The sequence below is a fragment of the Microcoleus sp. B13-B6 genome, from assembly GCF_036705405.1.
Taxonomy (GTDB): Bacteria; Cyanobacteriota; Cyanobacteriia; order Cyanobacteriales; family Microcoleaceae; genus Microcoleus.
In genome coordinates, this window is sequence record NZ_JAUBUJ010000016.1 from 1 (window position 1) to 19,533 (window position 19,533).

Consider the following 19,533-nt stretch of genomic DNA (forward strand, 5'->3'; position numbering starts at 1 on the left):
ACAACCGGATTTATTTTTTTTCTGTGAATGCTAGGTGAACAGGCAAGATGCCTGTTCCACAACCGGATTTATTTTTTGTGGGGAGTAGGGGTTGGGCACTCTTAGCCCGCCCTTAAAAGACTCAATCCTTGGGAACGAAATTAAGAGCAGCAGAATTCATGCAGTAACGCTGACCGGTAGGTTTCGGCCCGTCGTTAAATACGTGACCGAGATGAGCGTCGCAAACAGCGCACAGTACCTCTGTTCGGCGCATGAACAAGGTGTTATCCGACTCGCACTTGACATTTTCTTCGCTAACGGGAGCGTAGAAACTCGGCCAACCAGTACCGGAATCGAACTTTGTTTCAGATTTAAATAGCTCAGTGCCGCAGCAAATACACTTATAACTTCCCGTTTTCTTGTTGTCGTGATATTCGCCACTAAAAGCTCTTTCCGTTCCTTTTTTGCGGGTGACTTTAAACTGTTCGGGCGTGAGTTGTTGTTGCCATTCTGCGTCGGTTTTTTGAACTTTTTGAGTCATGATTTGATGTTGTTAATTGTTGACTGTTGACTGTTGACTGTTGACTGTATATAGCAATCCTAAATCATTCTCATAATTATTGTAGGGGCAATCCGACCCCTACTCCCCGTGGTTGCCCGATAGATAGGGGGTAGGCACGGGGAGTAGGGGTAGCACTACCCCTACAAATTTATCGGAATCATTTAGGATTGCTATATATAGCAACCACTAAGGTAGTTAAGACGTTATTAATTGCTAAAACCCTTGATTTTATTGCCTTTTCACATCTATCTTTTTCCTTCGGCTATAGCTAGTTAACTCAGGCTCCCATTAATATTAACCTAATTGGCTCGATCTGAACATACCAGGGAAAAGAATTGTCCTTAATAGCCCTCCACTTTTCCTTGAAAACTTCGGCTTGTAAGTGATAATCTTGGGAATCATTGGGAGGCGAGTGCAATTTGAGATATAATGTCACCCGGTGCGGAGTTTCCACAGTCGAGGCGATCCAACAAGCAAAAGTATTTTCACGATCGCACCCGCTAACAAAAATCAGTTGATGAGCCCGAATTCCCACAGAAACTAGAGATTTGGGAATTGGTTCGACTACAGTCAGAGTACAGCCCCAGTCGATCGCCTCGACGAGAGTTTCTGCGATCGGTTTAGCGGCAGAGAAGTTCTTACAGCCAGTCAACTGGGCGACGGTGAAGTTGCCAGGGCGATCGAAAATGTTCTCTTTGGTATCAAAGGCGATCGGCTTTCCCTCCGCCAATACCAACAGATTTTTGCACACCCGGTAAACTTCCTCTAAATTGTGGCTGACAAACAAAGTAATTCCCCGATAATTAGCCAGAGTCTGCATTAACTCCTGTTCCAGTTGACTGCGTAAGTGAGTATCCAAAGCAGAAAACGGTTCGTCTAACAGCAGCAATTCTGGAGAAGGGGCGAGCGCCCTCGCCAAAGCCACCCGTTGCTGTTGGCCCCCCGAAAGTTCGTGCGGGTAGCGGTTTTCCAGTCCCGACATTTGCACCGAAATTAGCTGTTCTTTTACCCGAAGTTCTTGCTCGCTTTCAGATAAATGCTGCAAGCCAAACGCAATATTTTGAGCAACAGTCAGGTGAGGAAATAAAGCATAGTTTTGAAACAAAAAACCGATGCGACGGTCTTTAGAAGGTACATTAATGCCCTGTGCTGAGTCAAATAAAACCCTGCCATTGACTGCAATTTTACCGCTCCTGGGAGTTTCCAAACCAGCGATGCAGCGCAGAGTCATGCTTTTGCCGGAACCCGACGCGCCCAAAATTCCCAGCACTTCCGGGCTAATATCGAAGCTGACATCCAAGGCAAAGCTGGAGAGAGGTTTAAAAATGCTTAAACAAAGTCCGCTTTTGGGTTGTTGTTGGGGTTTTGTGGTAAAACTAGACGCGAATTTAGGAAGATTTGATTGCAGTCTTTGGCTCGAATTCTCTTTGGGCGATATCCTTTGTAAATCCGTCCAAAAATTAACAGCAGTTAGCACGCTCAAAGAAATACTCAGAATAATCAAAACCCAAATACCAGCTTGCCTCATATCCCCAGCTTCCACAGCAAAATAAATTGCCATCGGGATAGTTTGAGTTTGTCCGGGAATATTCCCCGCTAACATCAACGTCGCGCCGAATTCACCCAAAGCGCGGGCAAATGCAAGGATAGTTCCTGCTAAAATTCCCGGCCATGCTAGCGGCAACATAATTCGCCAAAAGACTTGCCACTCCGAGGCTCCCAAAGTGCGGGCTGCGTTGAGAAGATTGGCATCAATTTGCTCAAAAGCTCCCAAAGCAGTTTTGTACATGAGGGGAAATGATACAACTGTGGCAGTAATGGCGGCGGCTTGCCAAGTGAAAATTATAGTTAAGTCGAATTGTAGCAAAAATTGCCCGATCGCCCCATTTCTCCCAAACAGCAGCAGCAGCAAAAATCCCACTACTGTCGGCGGCAAAACTAAGGGAGAAATTAAAATGCCTTCAATCAAAGCTTTACCTCTGATGCGAGTTGAAAGCATCCACCGAGCGGCGGCTATTCCCATGAAAAAGGTGATAAATGTCGCAATAGCGGAGGATTTTAGAGATATCCAGAGCGGAGAAATATCAAATTCCATAAATCGTAGGGACGGGTTTCACCAACAATAATTGCCTCCAACAAATAATTTCCTAAACCCCCCCACACACAGATAAATCAAAATGTATAATTTGGGGATTCGCTCGTAGGGGCGGGTTTTACCAACAATCTTCGGCTAATACCAATAATCTCGTAAACCCGCCCCCACCCAACGGAAAATCGAAATGTACCTCTTTGAATACACAAGGTTATCTGTTGTGTGAGGGCGGGTTTATATAGATTGTTGGCGGGAATTAGATATTGTTTGTAAAACCCGCCCTACAAAATTTGGTTGTATCTCACATCTTGCACCATTCTCAAGAACAGGCAAGATGCCTGTTCCACAAAGAGTGAATTTTCTTGTGGAACAGGCATCTTGCCTGTTGCTAAACAAGTAATTGAGAATGGTGCAACATCTCAGTTGTATGAGACTAATTGGTGAGCCATCCCAAATCCGTATTTCTGAAATACTATTTTAGCCCGATCGCCCGCCAAAAAGTCAACAAACGCTTTCGCAGCAGCCGGATTGCGGCTGTTTCTGATAACTGCCAGCGGATAAACAATGGGCGAATGCAAATTTTCGGCAGCCGTTAGCCGCACAGTTACTTTGTCGGAGGCTGTGGCGTCAGTCGCATAAACTATACCAGCATCAACGTTACCGCTTTCTACGAATGTAAGCACTTGGCGGACGTTATTTCCTAGCACTAATTTTGGCTGTATTTGCCCCCACAATCCAAGTTTATTTAGCATTTCCTGAGCGTATTGTCCGACAGGTACGCTCTTGGGTTCGCCGATCGCAATTTTCTTGATTCGGGCATCTGTCAACTGTTTGAAATCGCTCAAAGCAACACCGTTTTTGGGAGTAATCAAAACTAGGCGATTTGTCAGCAAATTGCGGCGCGTGTCGTTAATTAACAGGTTAGATTGCTGCAAATCGTTCATTTGTTTTGTAGCGGCGCTGAAAAATACATCTACCGGGGCTCCTTGCTGAATTTGCTGTTCTAGAGCACCGGAAGCACCAAAATTATAAGTAATAGTAAAATTCGGATTACTGCTTTGATAAACAGTTTTGATTTCCCCTAAAGCTTTCGAGAGACTGATAGCAGCGGATACGTTTAAGGACGTTTGCTGCTGTGTTGTTGTTGGGGAAACGCTTTTAAACAAGTTCCAAGCAATCAGCAGTGTCAGCGCTACAGCGGCTGCGACGATCGAGTTGAAAATGCGTTTTCTTTCCACAAGGCTGTATTATAATTTGCCCTAGGCCGATCTACACTATCTGTAGTAGTAAGGTGCGCCCCGCACACCTTACAAGTAGATGCTGTTTGTCCAGGATTATCATCTTCTAATGACTGATGACTGCTGACTAATGACTACGATCGCCATTTGACGGAACAGCCGATCGCCTCTGTAGTTGAAGGCTCAACGGGTTGACTGTTGAGCAATTGGTCGATCGCACTCCGCAGATAAGAAACCTGCACCGCCGCCGGATCGTCAGCGTTGTCGTCAATTAAACCTTTATAGCGCAGTTTGCCGTCTTGGTCTAACAAAAAAACCTCCGGCGTTTTAGAAGCCCCAAAACTTTCAGCCACATCTTGAGCAACATCTCGGATGTACGGGAAGTTGAGTTGATTGTTGGCGGCAAAAATTTTCATATTCTCAAAACTGTCGTCGGGATATTGGTTTGCATCATTAGCATTAATCCCGATTAAAGTAACATCTCGATCTTGAAAATCTGCTTGAAGTTCTTTCATACGATTGAGATACAACTGCACGTAAGGGCAATGATTGCACATAAATATCACCGCGATCGCCCGAAATTTTTCTAAATATCGAGCTAAATGGTGAACTTCGTCGTCAACTCCCGGCAGTTCAAAATCGGGAGCGTAGCCGTTAATGGGAGTACCCGTTGTATCCATTAGTAAACTCATGTTTTCAGGAGGTGAAGAGCAGTATTGGCCAGCATGAAAGATGAAACAATCAGCACGAATAAAATTGGCTGTTGTTTAGCTTTAGCTTAATTCTAGCCTTGCCAACAGCCTATTGTGATTCGTACTTCGCTATTTATCCCTCGTCTGGCTTTAGCCAACCTTGAGCCAGAGCTTGGTATCCAATAAGTTTGTATGCTAATTTGGCGGCGGTAAATTCTGAGACTACAGAATCTACAATAGGTGCTAATTCCATAATGTCACACCCGATTACTTCGTATGACTCGAAGATGCGACGCAAAAATGCGGTGAGGGAATACCAATTTAACCCGCCCGGTTCGGGTGTTCCCACCCCTGGAATTAACGTCGGATCGATGCCGTCTAAGTCGATCGTCAAAAATACTCGCTTAGTTGTTATGCTGGCAATTGCCCGATCGGCCCAATCCGGTTGAGTAGCAATTTCGCGAGCTCGAATCACGTTTAGCTGTTTTGCTTTAATTAAGTCTGCTTCTTCCTTGCAGATAGCGCGAATCCCGATTTGCAGTGTGGGCAAGCCCATATCTACAATACGTCGCATCACGCAGGCGTGGTTGTGAATCGAGCCTTCGTATTCGTGCCGCAAGTCCCCGTGGGCATCGATTTGCACGACTGTGAAAGGTTCATCCGGGTATGCTTGGCGATAACCTTCGACAACGCCGGCAGTGATGCTGTGTTCGCCTCCGAGGGAGATCACAAATTTATTTTCGGTAACTAGCTGGTAGACTGCTGCTTGGGTGACTTGCAGCATTTCTGAGGATGAAACTGGTTGTCTGTTGCGGGTATCGGCGATCGGCTCTTGTGTATAAATTCCGACATCGTAGCAAACTTCGGAATCCAATTCTTCGTCGTAGCACTCGAGTTGATGAGAAGCTTCTAGAAGTTTGGCGGGCCCGTTTTCGCACCCCCGGCGGTAAGTGGTGGTAGCTTCGTAGGGAATTGGTAAGATAACTACTTTGGCGGTGTCGTAGTCTGGTACAATTTCTGACCCCAGAAACGGTACGACAGCAGTGGAAATGATCGTTGGCATAAGGGAAATTTTAATACAGCAAAGAAGTCAGCAGGTTTAATCGTGACATAATATCGGCTCTAACTGCAAAGTCAGAAGGAAGAGGAATTAACCGCAGAGGGCGCAGAGGGCGCAGAGGGAGGAGGGAAGGGAGGTTTGGGATTTATTTCCTAGCGGTTGCCTCGAATTGCGATACGGTTTGTAGTAATGACGGAATTCCTTCTCACTCTTAAAGTTTCACTTTTTTATTTCTATGGCATCTTCTAGTCCCGCTTTGTCAACACTTATTTCGCCTCAAACTTGGCTGTGGAAAGGCTTTCCGATTTGCTACCAGGCTGCGGGTTCCCAGGGGCCTGCGGTGGTGTTTGTCCACGGTTTTGGTGCGTCTTGGGGCCACTGGCGCAAGAATTTGCCGGCGCTGGCTGCTGATTGCCGCTGTTATGCGATCGACCTCATCGGTTTTGGCGGTTCTGCTAAACCCGCGCCCAAACTTGAAATTGACTATACTTTTGAAACTTGGGGACAGCTAATTGCTGATTTTTGTCGGGAAGTTGCGGGCGGGCCGGCTTTTTTGGTGGGAAATTCGATCGGCTGTGTGGCAATTATGCAAGCAGCAGTGGATTTTCCCGATATTGCTTCTGGCGTAATTTTACTCAATTGTTCCCTGCGCTTGCTGCACGATCGCAAACGCGCCGAATTGCCTTGGTATCGCAGTTTCGGAGCGCCAATTGCACAAAAAATTTTAAATGTCAAGTGGATAAGTCAATTATTTTTTAAACAATTAGCAACGCCAAAAACAGTAAAAAAAGTGCTTTTGCAAGCATATCGCCGTCCTGAAGCTGTCAGCGACGAACTGGTAAATATGCTGCTGGAACCGGCTAAAGACAGCGGCGCTGTGGAAGTATTTGTAGCATTTATCAGTTATTCTCAAGGCCCGCTACCGGAGGATTTGTTGCCTCGTTTAAGCTGTCCGGCTTTGATTTTGTGGGGGACAGATGACCCTTGGGAGCCGATCGCATTGGGGCGAGAATTGGCAAAGTTTCCGGCTGTTGAAAAGTTTATTCCTTTGGAGGGAGTGGGCCACTGCCCCCAGGATGAAGCGCCGGAATTGGTCAATCCTATTTTACTCGATTGGATTAAAGAGCGATCGGCATTTGCAGACAATTAGTGCTTTTGCTCCTTTGGTGCGGGAAGAATTGGTATGATTGAACCGCGAAGACGCGAAGAACGCGAAGGAAGAAGTAGGAAGAAGAAATTAGGACACGGCACTGGTGTGTCCTCGGTATCATATGGAGTGCAGCCGTAATTGATATTATATCAAATCTGTTAGCATCGGAATTATTGATATCTCTCTTCTATTCATCTGCGTTAATCTGCGTCAATCTATTGTCATCTGCGACCCGACAAATTCTCTTTTTTTAACCGCAGATGAGGGCAGATAAACACAGATTAACGCAGATGAATTAGATCGATGGCGAGCGCCAAAGCAATGTAATTCTTTTGCAAGTTGTACCAGACACTCAATCCGATACAGGTTAAGATTTTATGCCAGTCATATCAAGTCCGGTTAAATAGATATGGCTTACCCAAGCAATCTTTGATGTTGAACCACAAATCATATATTAGAGTAGTAAAAATGTTCTATCTAACTGCGATCGCCTCATGTCCCTAAAGGCTCATACCAATTTCCTCGCAGCATTCGAGCCCAATCAAGTCTACGAATCGCTCACAGAGGGTCGCATAACCAGTGATGTTGTTCAGGCGGGTGACTTAGTTTTACCTTCAGGGCGTATTATTGCGTGCGACCCCGGTTGGCTGTGGTGCAAAGACGTTGCCCCATTTACCAGAACCGTTCCACCAGGGCGCTATCCTGTGTTGCTAAGTGTGGTTGACTATTGGACCATTGCCTGTGCGATGGTTAAGTTTTGCTCTGAATCCCCTGTCCGTTGGGAGATGGCTCTGCGTCCAAGTGAGGATTGGGCCGAGTTAAGAGGGAATCAGTTTTTTGGCTATGGTGTTGATGCGGGAATGGGCTGTTTTGTGGATGCTCAGGTAGTTGAGCGGCGTTCTGCTGAAGAATTGCAGGGTCTAGTCGAGGGTGCCTTTGAACAAAAGTTGCAATTGGATGCCTGGCTAGCAGCTCAGGATCTGGTAACTCAATTGACCTACCCATTTCAGCAAATTATCGATCCGAGTGGTTTCAATCTCACCCTAGACCCCGATACTAACACTTTCAATCTCACCCTAGACCCTGATACTGAGGGCAATGCGATCGCATTTTCAAGTGGATACGGGGATGGTTCCTATGCCAGTTATTGGGGGTTCACAGCCGATGATGAACTGGCTTGTTTGGTCACTGATTTCGGGGTACTGCTTGAGGGCATCACGCAAGATATCGAGATTGAAGCAGTCACAAGGTTCCTAGAAAAATCCATAGAGCATCCTGACTTGGAGCGGCTTGAGGTGGCTATCAGACTCAGCCTTCATCGCCCAAGTTGGGTTCAGCTTAGTGATGATTCGCTGAACGATCAACCCAGCAACCCAGATTGCATCTTGGTTTTGGAAGGACAGGGGCGGCAGCCCTGGAGCGTCAATTTAGACGCTGGCGATCGCTGTTTTGCGGAGCGTTGTATGTTTTCATTGATAGAAGAGGATAGGTGGTACAAAGAACATTGGTTCAATGAGCCGTTGCCAGCCAATGCAGTATTGAAGATGACATTTACTGCTGAGGTTTATCCACTTCAACCTGTGACAACAAATCCGTGATTGTGGCCGGAATCAATGACTTCCCCAATTTCTCCCCATCACCGTTTTTTCAAATATCGAGTTGCTCTGCTAATCAGCATTACTGTCATTATCCCTTTAGGTTACGTAGTGAGATTTTCTCGCGGCCCTGCACCGGAATGGTTCAACGACTCTTTTGGGAGCATAGCTTATGAGGTATTTTGGATTTTGCTGGTAGTTCTGATATTGCCGCGATTTTCGCAAATTAGGGCGGCTGTAGCTGTGTGTCTAGCTACCTGCGGAGTAGAGTTTCTCCAACTGTGGACTCCTCCGTGTCTACAAGCAATGCGAGCTACTTTACCAGGAAGGCTGATTTTGGGAAATCACTTTAGTTGGTCAGATTTTATCTCTTATTTTGTGGGGAGTTTTTTAGGTTGGTTGTGGGTGCGATGGCTTCATTTCACTTGCTTCCGCTTGTAAGTTGTACTGCATTTAAATTGTATATTTCCATGACCAGAGCCAAAATCGTCAAATCCTCTCCCCATCAGCTCCTTTAAGACTATAGACAATCTAGATGCACAAAAGCTTAATGATATGGTTGCGGTTATTTTCACTCAATTATAAGCAATCGGATTAACTTAGAATTGAGAGTTTTTAGGAGTTGAAGTGGGAGCTATATTTCCGCGATCGCGCCACAGCAACAAGGGAATGCTTAACGTTCCTAAAATCATTACAACTCCAGTCAGAATCCAAACTAGCACACGATTTGGGCGATAATCACCTCGCTCAATTTGCCAGAATACTCGATTATAACGCCATGCTGCTAAGGCAATCACCGCAATTCCAAAAACGACCAGACTCAGCCCTAAAGTTTCGGAGTTGAAGAAGGGAGGGGAGGAAACTTCTTGCTGAGTCACTGTAGCTTGAAATTGACGGAGAAATAAACTGAACCGACTGATCGCAAACCCAAAACCAATTAAAGCGAGTGAAGTTCGTAACCATGCAAGAAACGTGCGTTCATTTGCTTGATGTTCCCGCTGTCGGTCTATTTTAGGCTCCTTGTTCATCAACCCTACCTTTATAAAATATCTTAGGCTTTCCCTGGTAGATTATTGTTTCACTTGTGATTGCGGAGGGAAGTATCGGTATTGCGATCGTGATTCATTATCACCAAAAAAGATAGTATCATAGGAATAGCGCAGAAACCGGTTTTTTTTAGGAAAAGACTGTGTTATAGCCTTTAATCCCGGTAAAAAACCTTCCAGGCATCCGAGTGGGCAAGTCCTGATTCCTGACTGATGACTCCGACTAAAAAAAAACCGGGTTTTTGGGTCAGAGATTTTCATCGTTCCTTGAGATTTGCGATATAATCCTTATGACATTAAATTGAATAGCAATTTTTCTCCATAAATGAACCATCAACCCATGAATATTTTTCTTAACTGGACCAGAAAATTTACCCAATTTGCATACCAACATCCACCTTTGGGTTATTTAGGGGAATTAACCCGTAAACTCTATCCTCAACCCACTCAACCCGTAGTTATTGATGATTTTGATCGCAATCTTTACTTTACTTGCGATCTCAAGAGTTATATTTGTAACGAAATCTTTTGGCGAGGTTTCTATTCCTATCATCAGTGCAATTTTTTAGAGAATATTCTCAAACCGGAGATGGTTTTTATGGATGTGGGAGCCAATCACGGGGAATTTACTTGCTTCGCTGCTAAACGATTAACTTCGGGTTCTGTGATTGCCTTTGAACCTGTTAGTACAACTTTTGAAAAGTTATCCTCTAATGTTAAAATGAATCAATGGAATCACGTTCAACTCGTACAAAAAGGTTTGAGCGATCGAGTGGGTAAACTGCCTATCTACATCTCAATGGAAAAAGAAAAACATTATAATTTGCATAATGAAGGAGTAGCCACAATTTACCCCGATCAAAATTATACAGAATGCTTAGGAGAAATTGAGTTAACGACTTTAGATCGTTGGATGGAAGAAAATCCTCAAATCCAACGTCTAGATGTCATGAAAATCGATATTGAGGGGGCTGAATTAGATGCTTTAAAAGGCGGAGAAAAAACCCTGGCGAAATTTCGTCCCCTAATTTTAATGGAAATTAACCAGAAAACTATAAGAGCTGCGGGTTTGACCTCAAAATACTTACTAGACTATATGAATAATATGGGATATCACTATGAATTAATTTACCGAGATAGTCTGTATACAAAAGGTGGTCAAACCTTAAAAATTTCGGAAGATCAATTAAGTGAAATAGACGATTTAATCTTCTCTCCTAAATGAATTGATGGTTAAGGTTTTTAGGCAAAGAGCAACCTTTGCCTTTGAATTTATGAGGGATAAAGCAGAAACAGGCAAGGGTGGAAATCACGGGATATGCTGTATATTATACCTGTCTTTTCTCTTGTTCAGTGATAACACTGATGATAAGATAAGCTGTTCTACATTTAAATTGTCTGTTAAAAAACAATTCCCCGTCTTGTGGGGAGTAGGGGTTGGGCGTCCCGCCCGCCCTGAATATACAATTTAAATGCGCGACAGCTTAGTGCTGTGTCCCTACAAATACCAAATTAAAAAAGCGATCGCCTCCATCTCTACCAACAGAAAAGAAGAGGACACAGCATTGCTGTGTCCCTACAAATACCCCTGTTAAAATCCAGTTTAAAAAGACTTAGCCGCACTGCCGGACTGAGCCTTTTTCTCCAACCAATCCTTACCCAATCTAATTGTCACATCCGACTGCAAAGAACCGGTACTCTCAACCAGCACATCTCCAAAACCCAAAAACTGGCGAATTGCTTGAGCACCTTTAAGATCGCCCTGTTGAGCTACTAGAGTAGTTACCTCCAGCGGTTCGGGCCAAGCTTTATAAACCTGAACATTCCGATAACCGGCTTGAGTCAAATTATTGACAAAAGCTTCAACAGCCGATGGATCGCCGGTACTATCTTGAATTGCCACCTTCAGAAAAGTCGAATCAGCATTCTCAATTGTCCAAGTATTTTGGCCGAAGTCAAAATGTTCCGCCACCATAGTTTCTATGGCATATTGGTCGGGCAACCAAAAACTTGCCTTGTAGTCCTTAGAATCGCTAAATTTGCCGGGAACCATCAACATCTGCACGCCAGCGCGATCGGTTTGAGTAGCAAAACCCGCCAAAGCCACCAATTCTTCTATACTCAAATTCGTGTCAAGGTGAGACTGAATCACCGATAAAATCTTCGGTAGTCGAGACAGCAAACCTACATTTACTTCCTGTTCCACAAAAGCCCGCATCAACAATTGTTGGCGCTGCACCCGCCCGATGTCACCCAAATCGTCGTGTCGGTAAAGCAAATATTGCACGATTTGTTCGCCGTTTAGTTTCTGCTTGCCAGCCTTTAAATCTATATATAAATGCTGACTATGATCGGTATATTTCATGTCTTTAGGGACATTAATAGTAATGCCACCCAGGGCATCGACCAAACTTTTGATACCATGAATATTAACTGTGACATAGCGGTCAATTCCCACACCGCCCAGGAGTCCGCTGACTGACTTCGCTGACGAAGCTGGGCCCCCGTGGTAATTAGCTTCGTTTATTTTCACCTCCCCTCTACCTTCAACATAGGTGCGGGTGTCTCGCGGAATGGAAAGCACGCTTAACTTTTTATTTTGAGGGTCAAACCTAACCAACAGCATGGTATCGGTTAAGCCCTTAAATGAGTTTTCCCAAACCTCGTGTCCGACATTTTTGTTGACACTTCCTTCGATGTCAGAGGTCAGAACTTTAAGTCCTAAAACTAAAATATTAACTGGCCGAGTCAGCTCCGGCATCTTCATGTTGAGCTTTGCCATGTCGCCTTGAGAAAATACTGCTGCTTCTTCAGGGCTCAACTTTTGTTGCTGAAGCGGCGTTGTAGAAAGGGAGACGGCTAGCAATGCTCCGGCTGTGGCTGAGAGCATGGCTACTCCAGCCAAACCAAAACCAAATCCCAGCCAGCGGCCTCGATGGGGCTGGGAAGCTTTTTTGGTTGCAGGTTGAGCAGTTGATTGTTGGATAGGGTCTTGATTAGGAATTTTTTGAGCTGGCACTGGCTTCCTCACACACAACAAAAATAAAAAAGATAATGGCAATATGTAGTATCAAGCTGAAGACGCACTCAATCAATAGGGTAGGGGCTTAAAAAAACCCTAAATTATGATAAATGTTTGCCCACCACTTGCTCGGCTACGCGGCTAATTCCGGGCAACCATAGCGGTTGACGCTTCCAGAGGCGAACCATCAGTCCCAGAGCAACGATGAAATAGCTGGTTGTTAGCAGGCTACTCATTAATAACATGGGAAGTGTCGGAGATTCCGCAGAAATCGCTCCAGCTTCTAAAAGAATATGTCCTAAGAGCCAACTAAAAGCAAGGGCAATTGCCAAGCGGCTGATGGCTTTGCGTTCGGGACTACCCTGACGGCGGTAAAGAGTCCACAGGGCGGGGAAAAAGCCGATGACTGGGATCATTAATACAAACAGACTGGCACGATCGAGTTCAGGATTTTCTAAGGGATCTGTATTTTTCATAATTCGCTACTCAAAATTTGCAGAAGGTCGGATTTTGCACAAAAGTTATTTGTTAGAGGGAAAATTAATATCCTAAACCAAAATTCCCAGAGCTGGGCTGGGGCGCGATCGCCAAACTTGTCTGTCACAGGCCAAATTTTTCTGCCCTCCCAATCTCGCGATCGATCGTTGGCAACTTTTCGACCCGGAGACCCGTATTTTGATAAACTGGATACAGCACAGCAGTCAGGAGAACAGACTTAGCCATGACCCAATCCCAAAAACCCATCGTTATTGCTCCATCCATATTATCAGCCGATTTTAGCCGTCTTGGAGAAGAGATTCAGGCTGTCGATCGAGCTGGGGCTGACTGGATTCACGTAGATGTGATGGACGGTCGCTTTGTTCCTAATATTACTATCGGGCCGCTGATTGTTGAGGCAATTCGCCCCGTTACTACCAAGGTGATCGATGTCCACTTGATGATTGTGGAGCCGGAGAAGTACGTCGAGGACTTCGCTAAGGCTGGTGCTGACATTATTTCGGTTCACGCGGAACACAATGCTTCGCCTCACTTGCACCGCACCCTCGGCCAAATTCGGGAATTGGGCAAAATGGCTGGTGTGGTTCTGAATCCTTCGACGCCACTGGAGTTGATCGAGTACGTGCTGGAACTTTGCGATTTGGTGCTGATTATGAGCGTCAATCCCGGCTTTGGCGGTCAAAGTTTTATCCCGGCTGTTTTGCCGAAAATTCGCCAGTTGCGTAAAATGTGCGACGACAAGGGCCTCGATCCTTGGATTGAGGTAGATGGCGGTTTGAAGGGGAACAATACTTGGCAGGTTCTGGAAGCGGGCGCAAATGCGATCGTCGCTGGTTCTGCTGTGTTTAAGGCGAAGGATTACGCAGGGGCGATCGAGGGTATCCGCCACAGCAAGCGTCCGACTCCTGAGTTAGCTGCGGTTTAATCAAAAATTCGATCGTGTCCGGTGAATTACCCAGAATAAAACTGGTTTGCAGTCAGGACTTTAGTCCTTAGTGGCTAAAAGATTTCACAAAGGACTGAAGTCCTGACTACAAACTGTTTGATGACTTTTTAGCTAAACAGACGGGAATCCCCACACTATACCGATCGAGGTTAGTGTGGGATGAAAAGAGTTAAACTCAACGATATACACTCTGAATTAAAGAAACACTACGAGGCTGATGTAATTCTTCACCCAAATTCAGCATTCGGTTGCGCTGTAACAAAACTTCAATTCGCCGATCGGGTTGCCCATCTAAAATCAGATAACGTAATTTTTGATTGATTTCTAATGCAGCAATGAGCGCTTTTTTTCCCAAATTGCCAATTCCATTCCGACAAAGATTGAGTTTCAATAAGGTTTGGTTCCGTGCGATCGAATGGGCGATCGCACTTGCACCGATATCTCCAATCTGATTGGGCTGCGATCCCAACACTCCTGTAGAAGGACTATAACCTAAATCCAGATTACTAAGTTTGGGATGGGTTGCCACTGCTGCTAATAATGGATTGCACCCTGCTACCCCAATTCCATTGCTAGCTAGTCCTAAATCAACCAGTGTTTTATTTTCTGCCAATCCATCCACTAAAACTGTAACACCTCGATCGCCCAGATGATTGACATTAAGAAATAAGCCAGTAATAACAGGATTATAAGCTAAAAGATTAGCCAGTAAAGCAGCATGGTTTTCCTGAATTTGATTGCCGCCCAAGTACAGCCGTTCAACAGTACGATTGGTGTAAGTCAAAACCTCTAAAATGGCGGCTAATCCCTCATCTCCTATTTGAGTATTGACCAAATCTAGCGTGCGGATACTTGTATTGTGACGCAACATTTCCGCTAGACTATCTGCACCTCCTACGCCAATCGGATTGCGTTTTAACCACAAACCAGTTATAGATTGATTCTGCGTCAGCGCTTCGGCAAGTGCAGCAATACCTGTCGATGAAATCGCATTGCAACCTAAATAGACAATCTCTAAACGGTTGTTACGTTGAATCAATCGCGCCACATCCTTAGCACCCCGATCGCCAATACCATTGGTTCCCAATAATAAGCTAGCGATCGCATCATTGTTTGCCAATGCTTCAGTCACTAAATGACATCCCATTACACCTAAATCTTGCTTGCACAAATCAAGTCGTCCATCGGGCATGACTGTGCCGCGCGGGAAGACTACTTTTTGAGCGATCGGTCGATCGGTTTGGAGATAATCGATTAACGATTTGAGTTCCATTACAACTTCGGAGGAAGACTCTATAGGATTGGGTAACGGACAGTGAAGATCGGTATTTATCATCATTTGCTACCAGGGATAGGGGGCGTAGTCTTTAATAAAATGACCGTAAATGGGAGGATCGGGGTTTTCAATACCTTGAACAATCGGATCGTAAATTCTTGCCATCCCATCAATCGCATCTAATGGCGGGTAAAAACCTTGTTCGTCTTGAACTCGTATTTTTTTAGAATAAGGATTTTCATTGGTAATCCAACCCGTATCGACGCTGTTAATGAAAATATTAGATCGAGCATAATCAACCGCCGAGGTTCGCGTCATCATATTCAAAGCTGCTTTTGCCATATTGGTATGGGGATGATAGGGTGTTTTACTGTCGCGGTTGAATTGTCCTTCCATCGCCGAAACGTTGATGATAAAGCGTCTTTCAAAGGATGAACGAAGTAGTAATGGTTTGAGTTGACTGTTAAGAATGAAGGGTGCGATCGCGTTCACCACCTGTACTTCAAGTAACTCAATCGTATTTACTTCATCCAGTTTTAGCAACCAGCTATTTTCAGGGCGAAGATCCAGTTGTTGTCCGTCAGCATCGAAGCAATCGCGCGGGAAGTAATCAGCGATCGCACCCGGTAGGCGAGCTTTGTAATTCGGTTGACTTTCGAGTAAAAGAGATTGATGTCGAGGTAATTGCTCCTTTAATAGATTGCTATTGATCGGGATTAATGCTTGCGCGTTGTTGCTGAGTATTTGTGATGCTTCTTCTTCTCGCTCTAAGAGATGCTGATAAAATGCCAATGGACGCTTGATAGTTTGAGCTGCATTGTTGATAATCAGATCCAGAGCGGATTCAGTATGGAATAAATTCCGTACAAATGTTTCCACTGCGGGAATATTTCGCAGATCGAGTCCGTGAATTTGCAGGCGATCGCGCCACTGCTCGAAATCGGGTTCTAGACTATAGCGATTAGCACAGTCATAGGGGAATCTTGTGGTGAGAATCACCCTAGCACCATCTTGCAACAGTCGCAATCCCATCTGATAGCCAATCTTGATGCGTCCGCCTGTCACTAATGCAGTTCGCCCAACTAAATGGGTTCGCTGTTGTCGTTTTTGGTAATTAAATTCAGCACATTTTGGGCAGAGTGAATGATAAAAAAAATGAATTTTTGTAGAGGGTGTTTTGCAAATGTAACACAGGATGGGCTTGTGCAAATGCTGCGATCGGGTTGTTGATTCTGGTAACGCAGCGAATGGCTTTTGTTGGTGCTGATACTGCACCATGACGGTTGATGCTTTGAGTTGGCGATCTTCAATTCGCCGTTGTTGTTGTTGAGTTTGACGCCAACCTTTGCGTCCCTGTTTGTAGATTTTGGCAATCAAACTTTTGAAGCGATCGTGGTCGCCAATGACCGCTGGATCTTCTGAAATTTGTTGCAGAACATTGAGGCAAATTTCTAATTGGTCTGGTGGGATATTCATCTTGACCAACCCCTTGAGAAATGGAGCGCGAAAACCCCTTCATATATCCAGATTTGATATCGATGGGTGGGGGCTAAGAGGATTTGAACCTCCAACTTCTTCCCTGCTGAGAAAGCGCTCTTCCATTGAGCTATAGCCCCCAAAAAGGTGGAACTGAGGGAGACTCGAACTCCCAACCTCCGCGATGATGTCGCAGTGCCCTTCCTCTTGAGCTACCAGTCCCAAATCTTAGAAATCGCTGCTACTACATTATAGTTATATCAATTCCGGTAGCATCGGAATAATTATTGGTCCGAATGAGGAGACTATTGTGGTGCAACTCAAGCTGTTTTACGATCGCACCCGCAACGTCAGGCGCACTGCATCCCCAATAAAGTGAGGAATGCGCCAGCTAAAGAGCCATTTTTTAATCGTTTTCAGCAACTCCACATCCGCCAAAGTCGAAGCCTCAGCATCCACAACTATGCGGCTGGCGCGCACCTTACTGAAGACAATTTCTAACACCAATTCGCCGTTTGTACCGGGCGGCACAGTCAGAGTTTCCAAGTGTTCGTTTAAACTATCGATCGCCTCTTCATCCAACCCCGCAGCGCTAACGACTTCTACAGGTGATGTACGGCGCGCCTTTGACGGTGCGATCTCTTCGATCTCTTCACAAGCCATTGCCGCAAAGCTGCCGAATGAGATGCCGCGTTCTAATTCTTGTTCTTGTTCCATCCAGTCTGTGCAGCCATTATCTTCTACATAGCCTGTGCCGCCCAATACGCCCAGATATTCCACCGCTTCCGGCATTTCTACAGGAACGTTCATCGAGATCGATTCCGTACCCGGTTCGACGCGCACATCATCGCTGACAGCCACAAAAGCCGTGTACTGCGACAGAAGCTGATAGGTTAGCGCCGTTTCTGTCACTGTTTCCACCCCCACCTTGATTTCGTACTGCACCATCTGACTCATCAAATATTTGATGCGGTGCCGCCCCCAAAGCTGGGCAACTGCCGGATTTCCAGGATCGGTAAAGTTCATGTCGTAGGTTTGGACGTACTGGTGTCCGCCTGCACTAACCCCTTTTATCTGAAGTGTTCCAGCTTGGCGATCGCCCTTTTTTCCAAAGAGAACCAGCGGTTGTTCGGCAAATAAATCCGGCGCAACTGACGGATAAATTACCGGATTTTCGCCCTCTCCCTGCCAAGTAATTTCCAGATTTACCAACACCGGATTGTTGATTTGCCGGAAAAACTTTTCGACAAATTCGTTAACCGGTTCGTCATGCCGGATGATCCGGGAGATTCCCCGCCCGATTTGGGCAATGCGATCGAGCAAAAAGCGATTGACGGAACTCCCCGCACCGAAACTGTACAGGCGATTCCCTGATTTGAGATGTTGCTGCACTTCGGCGAGAACTTCGTTTTCGTTGCCGATGTAACCGTCGCTGAGGAATACCACAGTTCGCAAGCGCCCGGATGGTGCGGGAAAATCGATCGCCGCCCGAATCCCGCCCAACATTTCCGTACTACCTGCCGCGCACAGTTTGTTGATATATTCGATCGCCTTTTGTCGATTTTCTGCTGTATTCGGTAGCGGTTGTTGGGAAAGTCGCCGCACTTGGTCGGAAAAATCCAGAATCGAGAAAGTATCCGCTGGATTCAGCCCGTTAATAAATTGCCGCAACAATGCCTGACATTGCTGCAAAGGCGCACCGGATTGCGAACCGGAAGTATCGACTAAAAATACGACATCTTTCGGAACAATTTCATCAGTTTTGTACTCGATCGCCGGAATCAAGTAAACTGCAAAATGCCCGCCGCGATCGTCCGCTTGAGTTAATACCGTAGATTGAGTTTCCCCACCCGCAATTTGATAGCGCACAATCAAATCTTTGTTGGGAATTGTATCTTGATTGGCCAACTGAACGCGCACCCTCTGCCCATTTTTCTGCTCGCTTTCTAAGGAAATTTGGGGAGATTCGAAATATTCAATTTGCAGTTGGTGTGATGGGGAATTGACGTTGCGAATCGGTATGCCCGCCTCAATTTCCAGCGTCACGCCGATATCGTGTCCCGATCGCATTCCCGGTGGCAAAATCGGGGCATTCAGCCGCGACGCATCGGGAACAATATCGGTATCGGAATTAACTGTCATTGGGGCTGGGGCACTACCGCTGGCTGCCGTTTCATCCAGCGGCGTACCGGGAATATATCGCGGCCCGACAACCATCGGAAAGACGAATTCATAATCGCCAGCTAGAAATTTCAAGCTGTCGGTATAGCGAATCGTGACATCGATTTCTTCGCCCGGTTGGATGTTGGCAAGGGACTGGGTGAAAATATTATCTCGCTCCTGTTCCAGCAAACCCGCAGTCCGTCCTTCTTGTTTGGCTTTTTTGTAAATTCGCTGTGCTTCTTCGCGTTTTTTGATGCTGCCTTTAATGGTCTTATCGCCGATTTTAATTTCCATTTCATCTACCGCTGCTTCCTCCGGTAGCGGGAAAATATAGACGGCTTCCAGCGGCTTTGTGAAAGGATTTTCAAATTTTTGCGAGACTTCAACTCGCGATAAATTTCCGGCTATTTTGGCTCTGACTTCTGTATGTTTCAGGGGAAAAACGAGTTTTTCTCCATCGGGGGAACGCACGTATAATCCACTGGTTCGATCGGTTGGAGAGGTCACGGGTGTCATGAGCTTATTCCTCCATCAGTAATATATGAGTTGATCGATCGATCGCAACACCATTATCGTCTCAGATCGATTTTTTGTATGCGATCGAGCAAAAGGACACGGCAATTCCCATTTGTGTCAACAATCGCCTGAAAACCTTTTTATCTCTGGTTCACAGCGAAGTCTAAATCCCCCTGGCCCCCCCTGATAGTCGCACAACTTTGAGAAGATTCTTGTCCCCTC

18 protein-coding genes and 2 tRNA genes are annotated in these 19,533 nt (G+C 45.6%); 6 read left to right on the plus strand and 14 right to left on the minus strand.

The annotated features are described in order from the left end of the window. Positions 1–121 precede the first annotated feature (121 nt). The 5 genes from msrB to speB form a co-directional block, all read right to left on the minus strand. Positions 122–520 carry a peptide-methionine (R)-S-oxide reductase MsrB gene (msrB, locus tag QUB35_RS09440; protein WP_333141487.1) on the minus strand — a complete coding sequence of 133 codons (399 nt, stop codon included), beginning with the start codon at positions 518–520 and terminating at the stop codon, positions 122–124. Between the two features lie 298 nt (positions 521–818). Beyond that, positions 819–2,636, minus strand: a complete 1,818-nt coding sequence (gene modB / locus QUB35_RS09445) for a molybdate ABC transporter permease subunit (RefSeq protein WP_333141489.1) — start codon at positions 2,634–2,636, stop codon at positions 819–821. Between the two features lie 416 nt (positions 2,637–3,052). After that, a complete protein-coding gene (modA, locus tag QUB35_RS09450) occupies positions 3,053–3,871 on the minus strand; it encodes a molybdate ABC transporter substrate-binding protein (RefSeq protein ID WP_333141491.1) in 819 nt (272 codons plus the stop codon). A 134-nt stretch (positions 3,872–4,005) separates the two neighbouring features. Then, the gene (locus tag QUB35_RS09455) at positions 4,006–4,563 is read right to left on the minus strand and encodes a thioredoxin family protein (protein ID WP_333141494.1); all 558 of its coding nucleotides are present in this window, start codon (positions 4,561–4,563) and stop codon (positions 4,006–4,008) included. A 133-nt stretch (positions 4,564–4,696) separates the two neighbouring features. Then, on the minus strand, positions 4,697–5,626 hold the full coding sequence (speB, locus tag QUB35_RS09460; RefSeq protein WP_333141496.1) for an agmatinase: 930 nt from the start codon (positions 5,624–5,626) through the stop codon (positions 4,697–4,699). A gap of 232 nt (positions 5,627–5,858) precedes the next feature. Here speB and QUB35_RS09465 point away from each other — a divergent pair, with 232 nt between their 5' ends. The 3 genes from QUB35_RS09465 (at position 5,859) to QUB35_RS09475 (ending at position 8,809) form a co-directional block, all read left to right on the plus strand. Continuing rightward, complete coding sequence (locus QUB35_RS09465; protein ID WP_333141498.1) at positions 5,859–6,773, plus strand: alpha/beta fold hydrolase; 915 nt, start codon at positions 5,859–5,861, stop codon at positions 6,771–6,773. A gap of 494 nt (positions 6,774–7,267) precedes the next feature. After that, the gene (locus QUB35_RS09470; protein WP_333141500.1) at positions 7,268–8,371 is read left to right on the plus strand and encodes a DUF4241 domain-containing protein; all 1,104 of its coding nucleotides are present in this window, start codon (positions 7,268–7,270) and stop codon (positions 8,369–8,371) included. Positions 8,372–8,386: 15 nt separating this feature from the next. Further along, positions 8,387–8,809, plus strand: coding sequence for a DUF2809 domain-containing protein (locus tag QUB35_RS09475; RefSeq protein WP_333141502.1), 423 nt, complete (start codon positions 8,387–8,389; stop codon positions 8,807–8,809). 158 nt (positions 8,810–8,967) lie between these two features. On the opposite strand, the gene QUB35_RS09480 is transcribed toward QUB35_RS09475, so the two are convergent. After that, positions 8,968–9,396, minus strand: a complete 429-nt coding sequence (locus QUB35_RS09480) for a DUF202 domain-containing protein (RefSeq protein WP_333141504.1) — start codon at positions 9,394–9,396, stop codon at positions 8,968–8,970. A gap of 358 nt (positions 9,397–9,754) precedes the next feature. Here QUB35_RS09480 and QUB35_RS09485 point away from each other — a divergent pair, with 358 nt between their 5' ends. Together QUB35_RS09485 and QUB35_RS09490 are read left to right on the plus strand one after the other, a co-directional pair. Next, entirely contained in the window at positions 9,755–10,639 is an 885-nt protein-coding gene (locus QUB35_RS09485; protein ID WP_333141506.1) for an FkbM family methyltransferase, read from the plus strand. Between the two features lie 247 nt (positions 10,640–10,886). Next, positions 10,887–11,009 carry a hypothetical protein gene (locus QUB35_RS09490; RefSeq protein ID WP_333141508.1) on the plus strand — a complete coding sequence of 41 codons (123 nt, stop codon included), beginning with the start codon at positions 10,887–10,889 and terminating at the stop codon, positions 11,007–11,009. 8 nt (positions 11,010–11,017) lie between these two features. Here QUB35_RS09490 and QUB35_RS09495 read toward each other — a convergent pair whose 3' ends face one another. From QUB35_RS09495 to QUB35_RS09505, 3 genes are all read right to left on the minus strand, one after another. Further along, on the minus strand, positions 11,018–12,433 hold the full coding sequence (locus tag QUB35_RS09495; RefSeq protein WP_333141510.1) for an LCP family protein: 1,416 nt from the start codon (positions 12,431–12,433) through the stop codon (positions 11,018–11,020). A gap of 104 nt (positions 12,434–12,537) precedes the next feature. After that, positions 12,538–12,912: a hypothetical protein gene (locus tag QUB35_RS09500; protein WP_172192965.1), complete on the minus strand. Its 375-nt coding sequence runs from the start codon at positions 12,910–12,912 to the stop codon at positions 12,538–12,540. A 124-nt stretch (positions 12,913–13,036) separates the two neighbouring features. Continuing rightward, positions 13,037–13,159 (minus strand): hypothetical protein, encoded by a 123-nt coding sequence (locus QUB35_RS09505; RefSeq protein WP_333105380.1) that lies wholly within the window; start codon positions 13,157–13,159, stop codon positions 13,037–13,039. Here QUB35_RS09505 and rpe point away from each other — a divergent pair. After that, a complete protein-coding gene (gene rpe, locus QUB35_RS09510) occupies positions 13,158–13,859 on the plus strand; it encodes a ribulose-phosphate 3-epimerase (RefSeq protein WP_333141513.1) in 702 nt (233 codons plus the stop codon). The genes QUB35_RS09505 and rpe overlap by 2 nt on opposite strands. Before the next feature lie 196 nt (positions 13,860–14,055). On the opposite strand, the gene QUB35_RS09515 is transcribed toward rpe, so the two are convergent. The 5 genes from QUB35_RS09515 to QUB35_RS09535 form a co-directional block, all read right to left on the minus strand. Next, positions 14,056–15,216 carry a ribonuclease inhibitor gene (locus QUB35_RS09515; protein ID WP_333141515.1) on the minus strand — a complete coding sequence of 387 codons (1,161 nt, stop codon included), beginning with the start codon at positions 15,214–15,216 and terminating at the stop codon, positions 14,056–14,058. Positions 15,217–15,222: 6 nt separating this feature from the next. Beyond that, positions 15,223–16,632, minus strand: a complete 1,410-nt coding sequence (locus tag QUB35_RS09520; RefSeq protein WP_333141517.1) for an SDR family NAD(P)-dependent oxidoreductase — start codon at positions 16,630–16,632, stop codon at positions 15,223–15,225. 68 nt (positions 16,633–16,700) lie between these two features. Continuing rightward, positions 16,701–16,772, minus strand: a tRNA-Ala gene (locus QUB35_RS09525). Positions 16,773–16,780: 8 nt separating this feature from the next. Further along, positions 16,781–16,855 (minus strand) — tRNA-Asp (locus QUB35_RS09530). 107 nt (positions 16,856–16,962) lie between these two features. Further along, positions 16,963–19,311: a VIT domain-containing protein gene (locus QUB35_RS09535; protein WP_333141519.1), complete on the minus strand. Its 2,349-nt coding sequence runs from the start codon at positions 19,309–19,311 to the stop codon at positions 16,963–16,965. Positions 19,312–19,533: the final 222 nt, after the last annotated feature.

What these genes read in the sequence shown, in the direction of transcription:
- QUB35_RS09535 (WP_333141519.1), bottom strand. Translation starts at nt 19,311, where the DNA reads ATGACACCCGTGACCTCTCCAACCGATCGAACCAGTGGATTATACGTG.
- QUB35_RS09470 (WP_333141500.1), top strand. Translation starts at nt 7,268, where the DNA reads ATGTCCCTAAAGGCTCATACCAATTTCCTCGCAGCATTCGAGCCCAAT.
- QUB35_RS09490 (WP_333141508.1), top strand. Translation starts at nt 10,887, where the DNA reads ATGCGCGACAGCTTAGTGCTGTGTCCCTACAAATACCAAATTAAAAAA.
- QUB35_RS09515 (WP_333141515.1), bottom strand. Translation starts at nt 15,216, where the DNA reads ATGATAAATACCGATCTTCACTGTCCGTTACCCAATCCTATAGAGTCT.
- rpe (WP_333141513.1), top strand. Translation starts at nt 13,158, where the DNA reads ATGACCCAATCCCAAAAACCCATCGTTATTGCTCCATCCATATTATCA.
- QUB35_RS09465 (WP_333141498.1), top strand. Translation starts at nt 5,859, where the DNA reads ATGGCATCTTCTAGTCCCGCTTTGTCAACACTTATTTCGCCTCAAACT.
- QUB35_RS09505 (WP_333105380.1), bottom strand. Translation starts at nt 13,159, where the DNA reads ATGGCTAAGTCTGTTCTCCTGACTGCTGTGCTGTATCCAGTTTATCAA.
- QUB35_RS09480 (WP_333141504.1), bottom strand. Translation starts at nt 9,396, where the DNA reads ATGAACAAGGAGCCTAAAATAGACCGACAGCGGGAACATCAAGCAAAT.
- QUB35_RS09485 (WP_333141506.1), top strand. Translation starts at nt 9,755, where the DNA reads ATGAATATTTTTCTTAACTGGACCAGAAAATTTACCCAATTTGCATAC.
- QUB35_RS09455 (WP_333141494.1), bottom strand. Translation starts at nt 4,563, where the DNA reads ATGAGTTTACTAATGGATACAACGGGTACTCCCATTAACGGCTACGCT.
- QUB35_RS09520 (WP_333141517.1), bottom strand. Translation starts at nt 16,632, where the DNA reads ATGAATATCCCACCAGACCAATTAGAAATTTGCCTCAATGTTCTGCAA.
- modB (WP_333141489.1), bottom strand. Translation starts at nt 2,636, where the DNA reads ATGGAATTTGATATTTCTCCGCTCTGGATATCTCTAAAATCCTCCGCT.
- msrB (WP_333141487.1), bottom strand. Translation starts at nt 520, where the DNA reads ATGACTCAAAAAGTTCAAAAAACCGACGCAGAATGGCAACAACAACTC.
- speB (WP_333141496.1), bottom strand. Translation starts at nt 5,626, where the DNA reads ATGCCAACGATCATTTCCACTGCTGTCGTACCGTTTCTGGGGTCAGAA.
- QUB35_RS09500 (WP_172192965.1), bottom strand. Translation starts at nt 12,912, where the DNA reads ATGAAAAATACAGATCCCTTAGAAAATCCTGAACTCGATCGTGCCAGT.
- QUB35_RS09475 (WP_333141502.1), top strand. Translation starts at nt 8,387, where the DNA reads ATGACTTCCCCAATTTCTCCCCATCACCGTTTTTTCAAATATCGAGTT.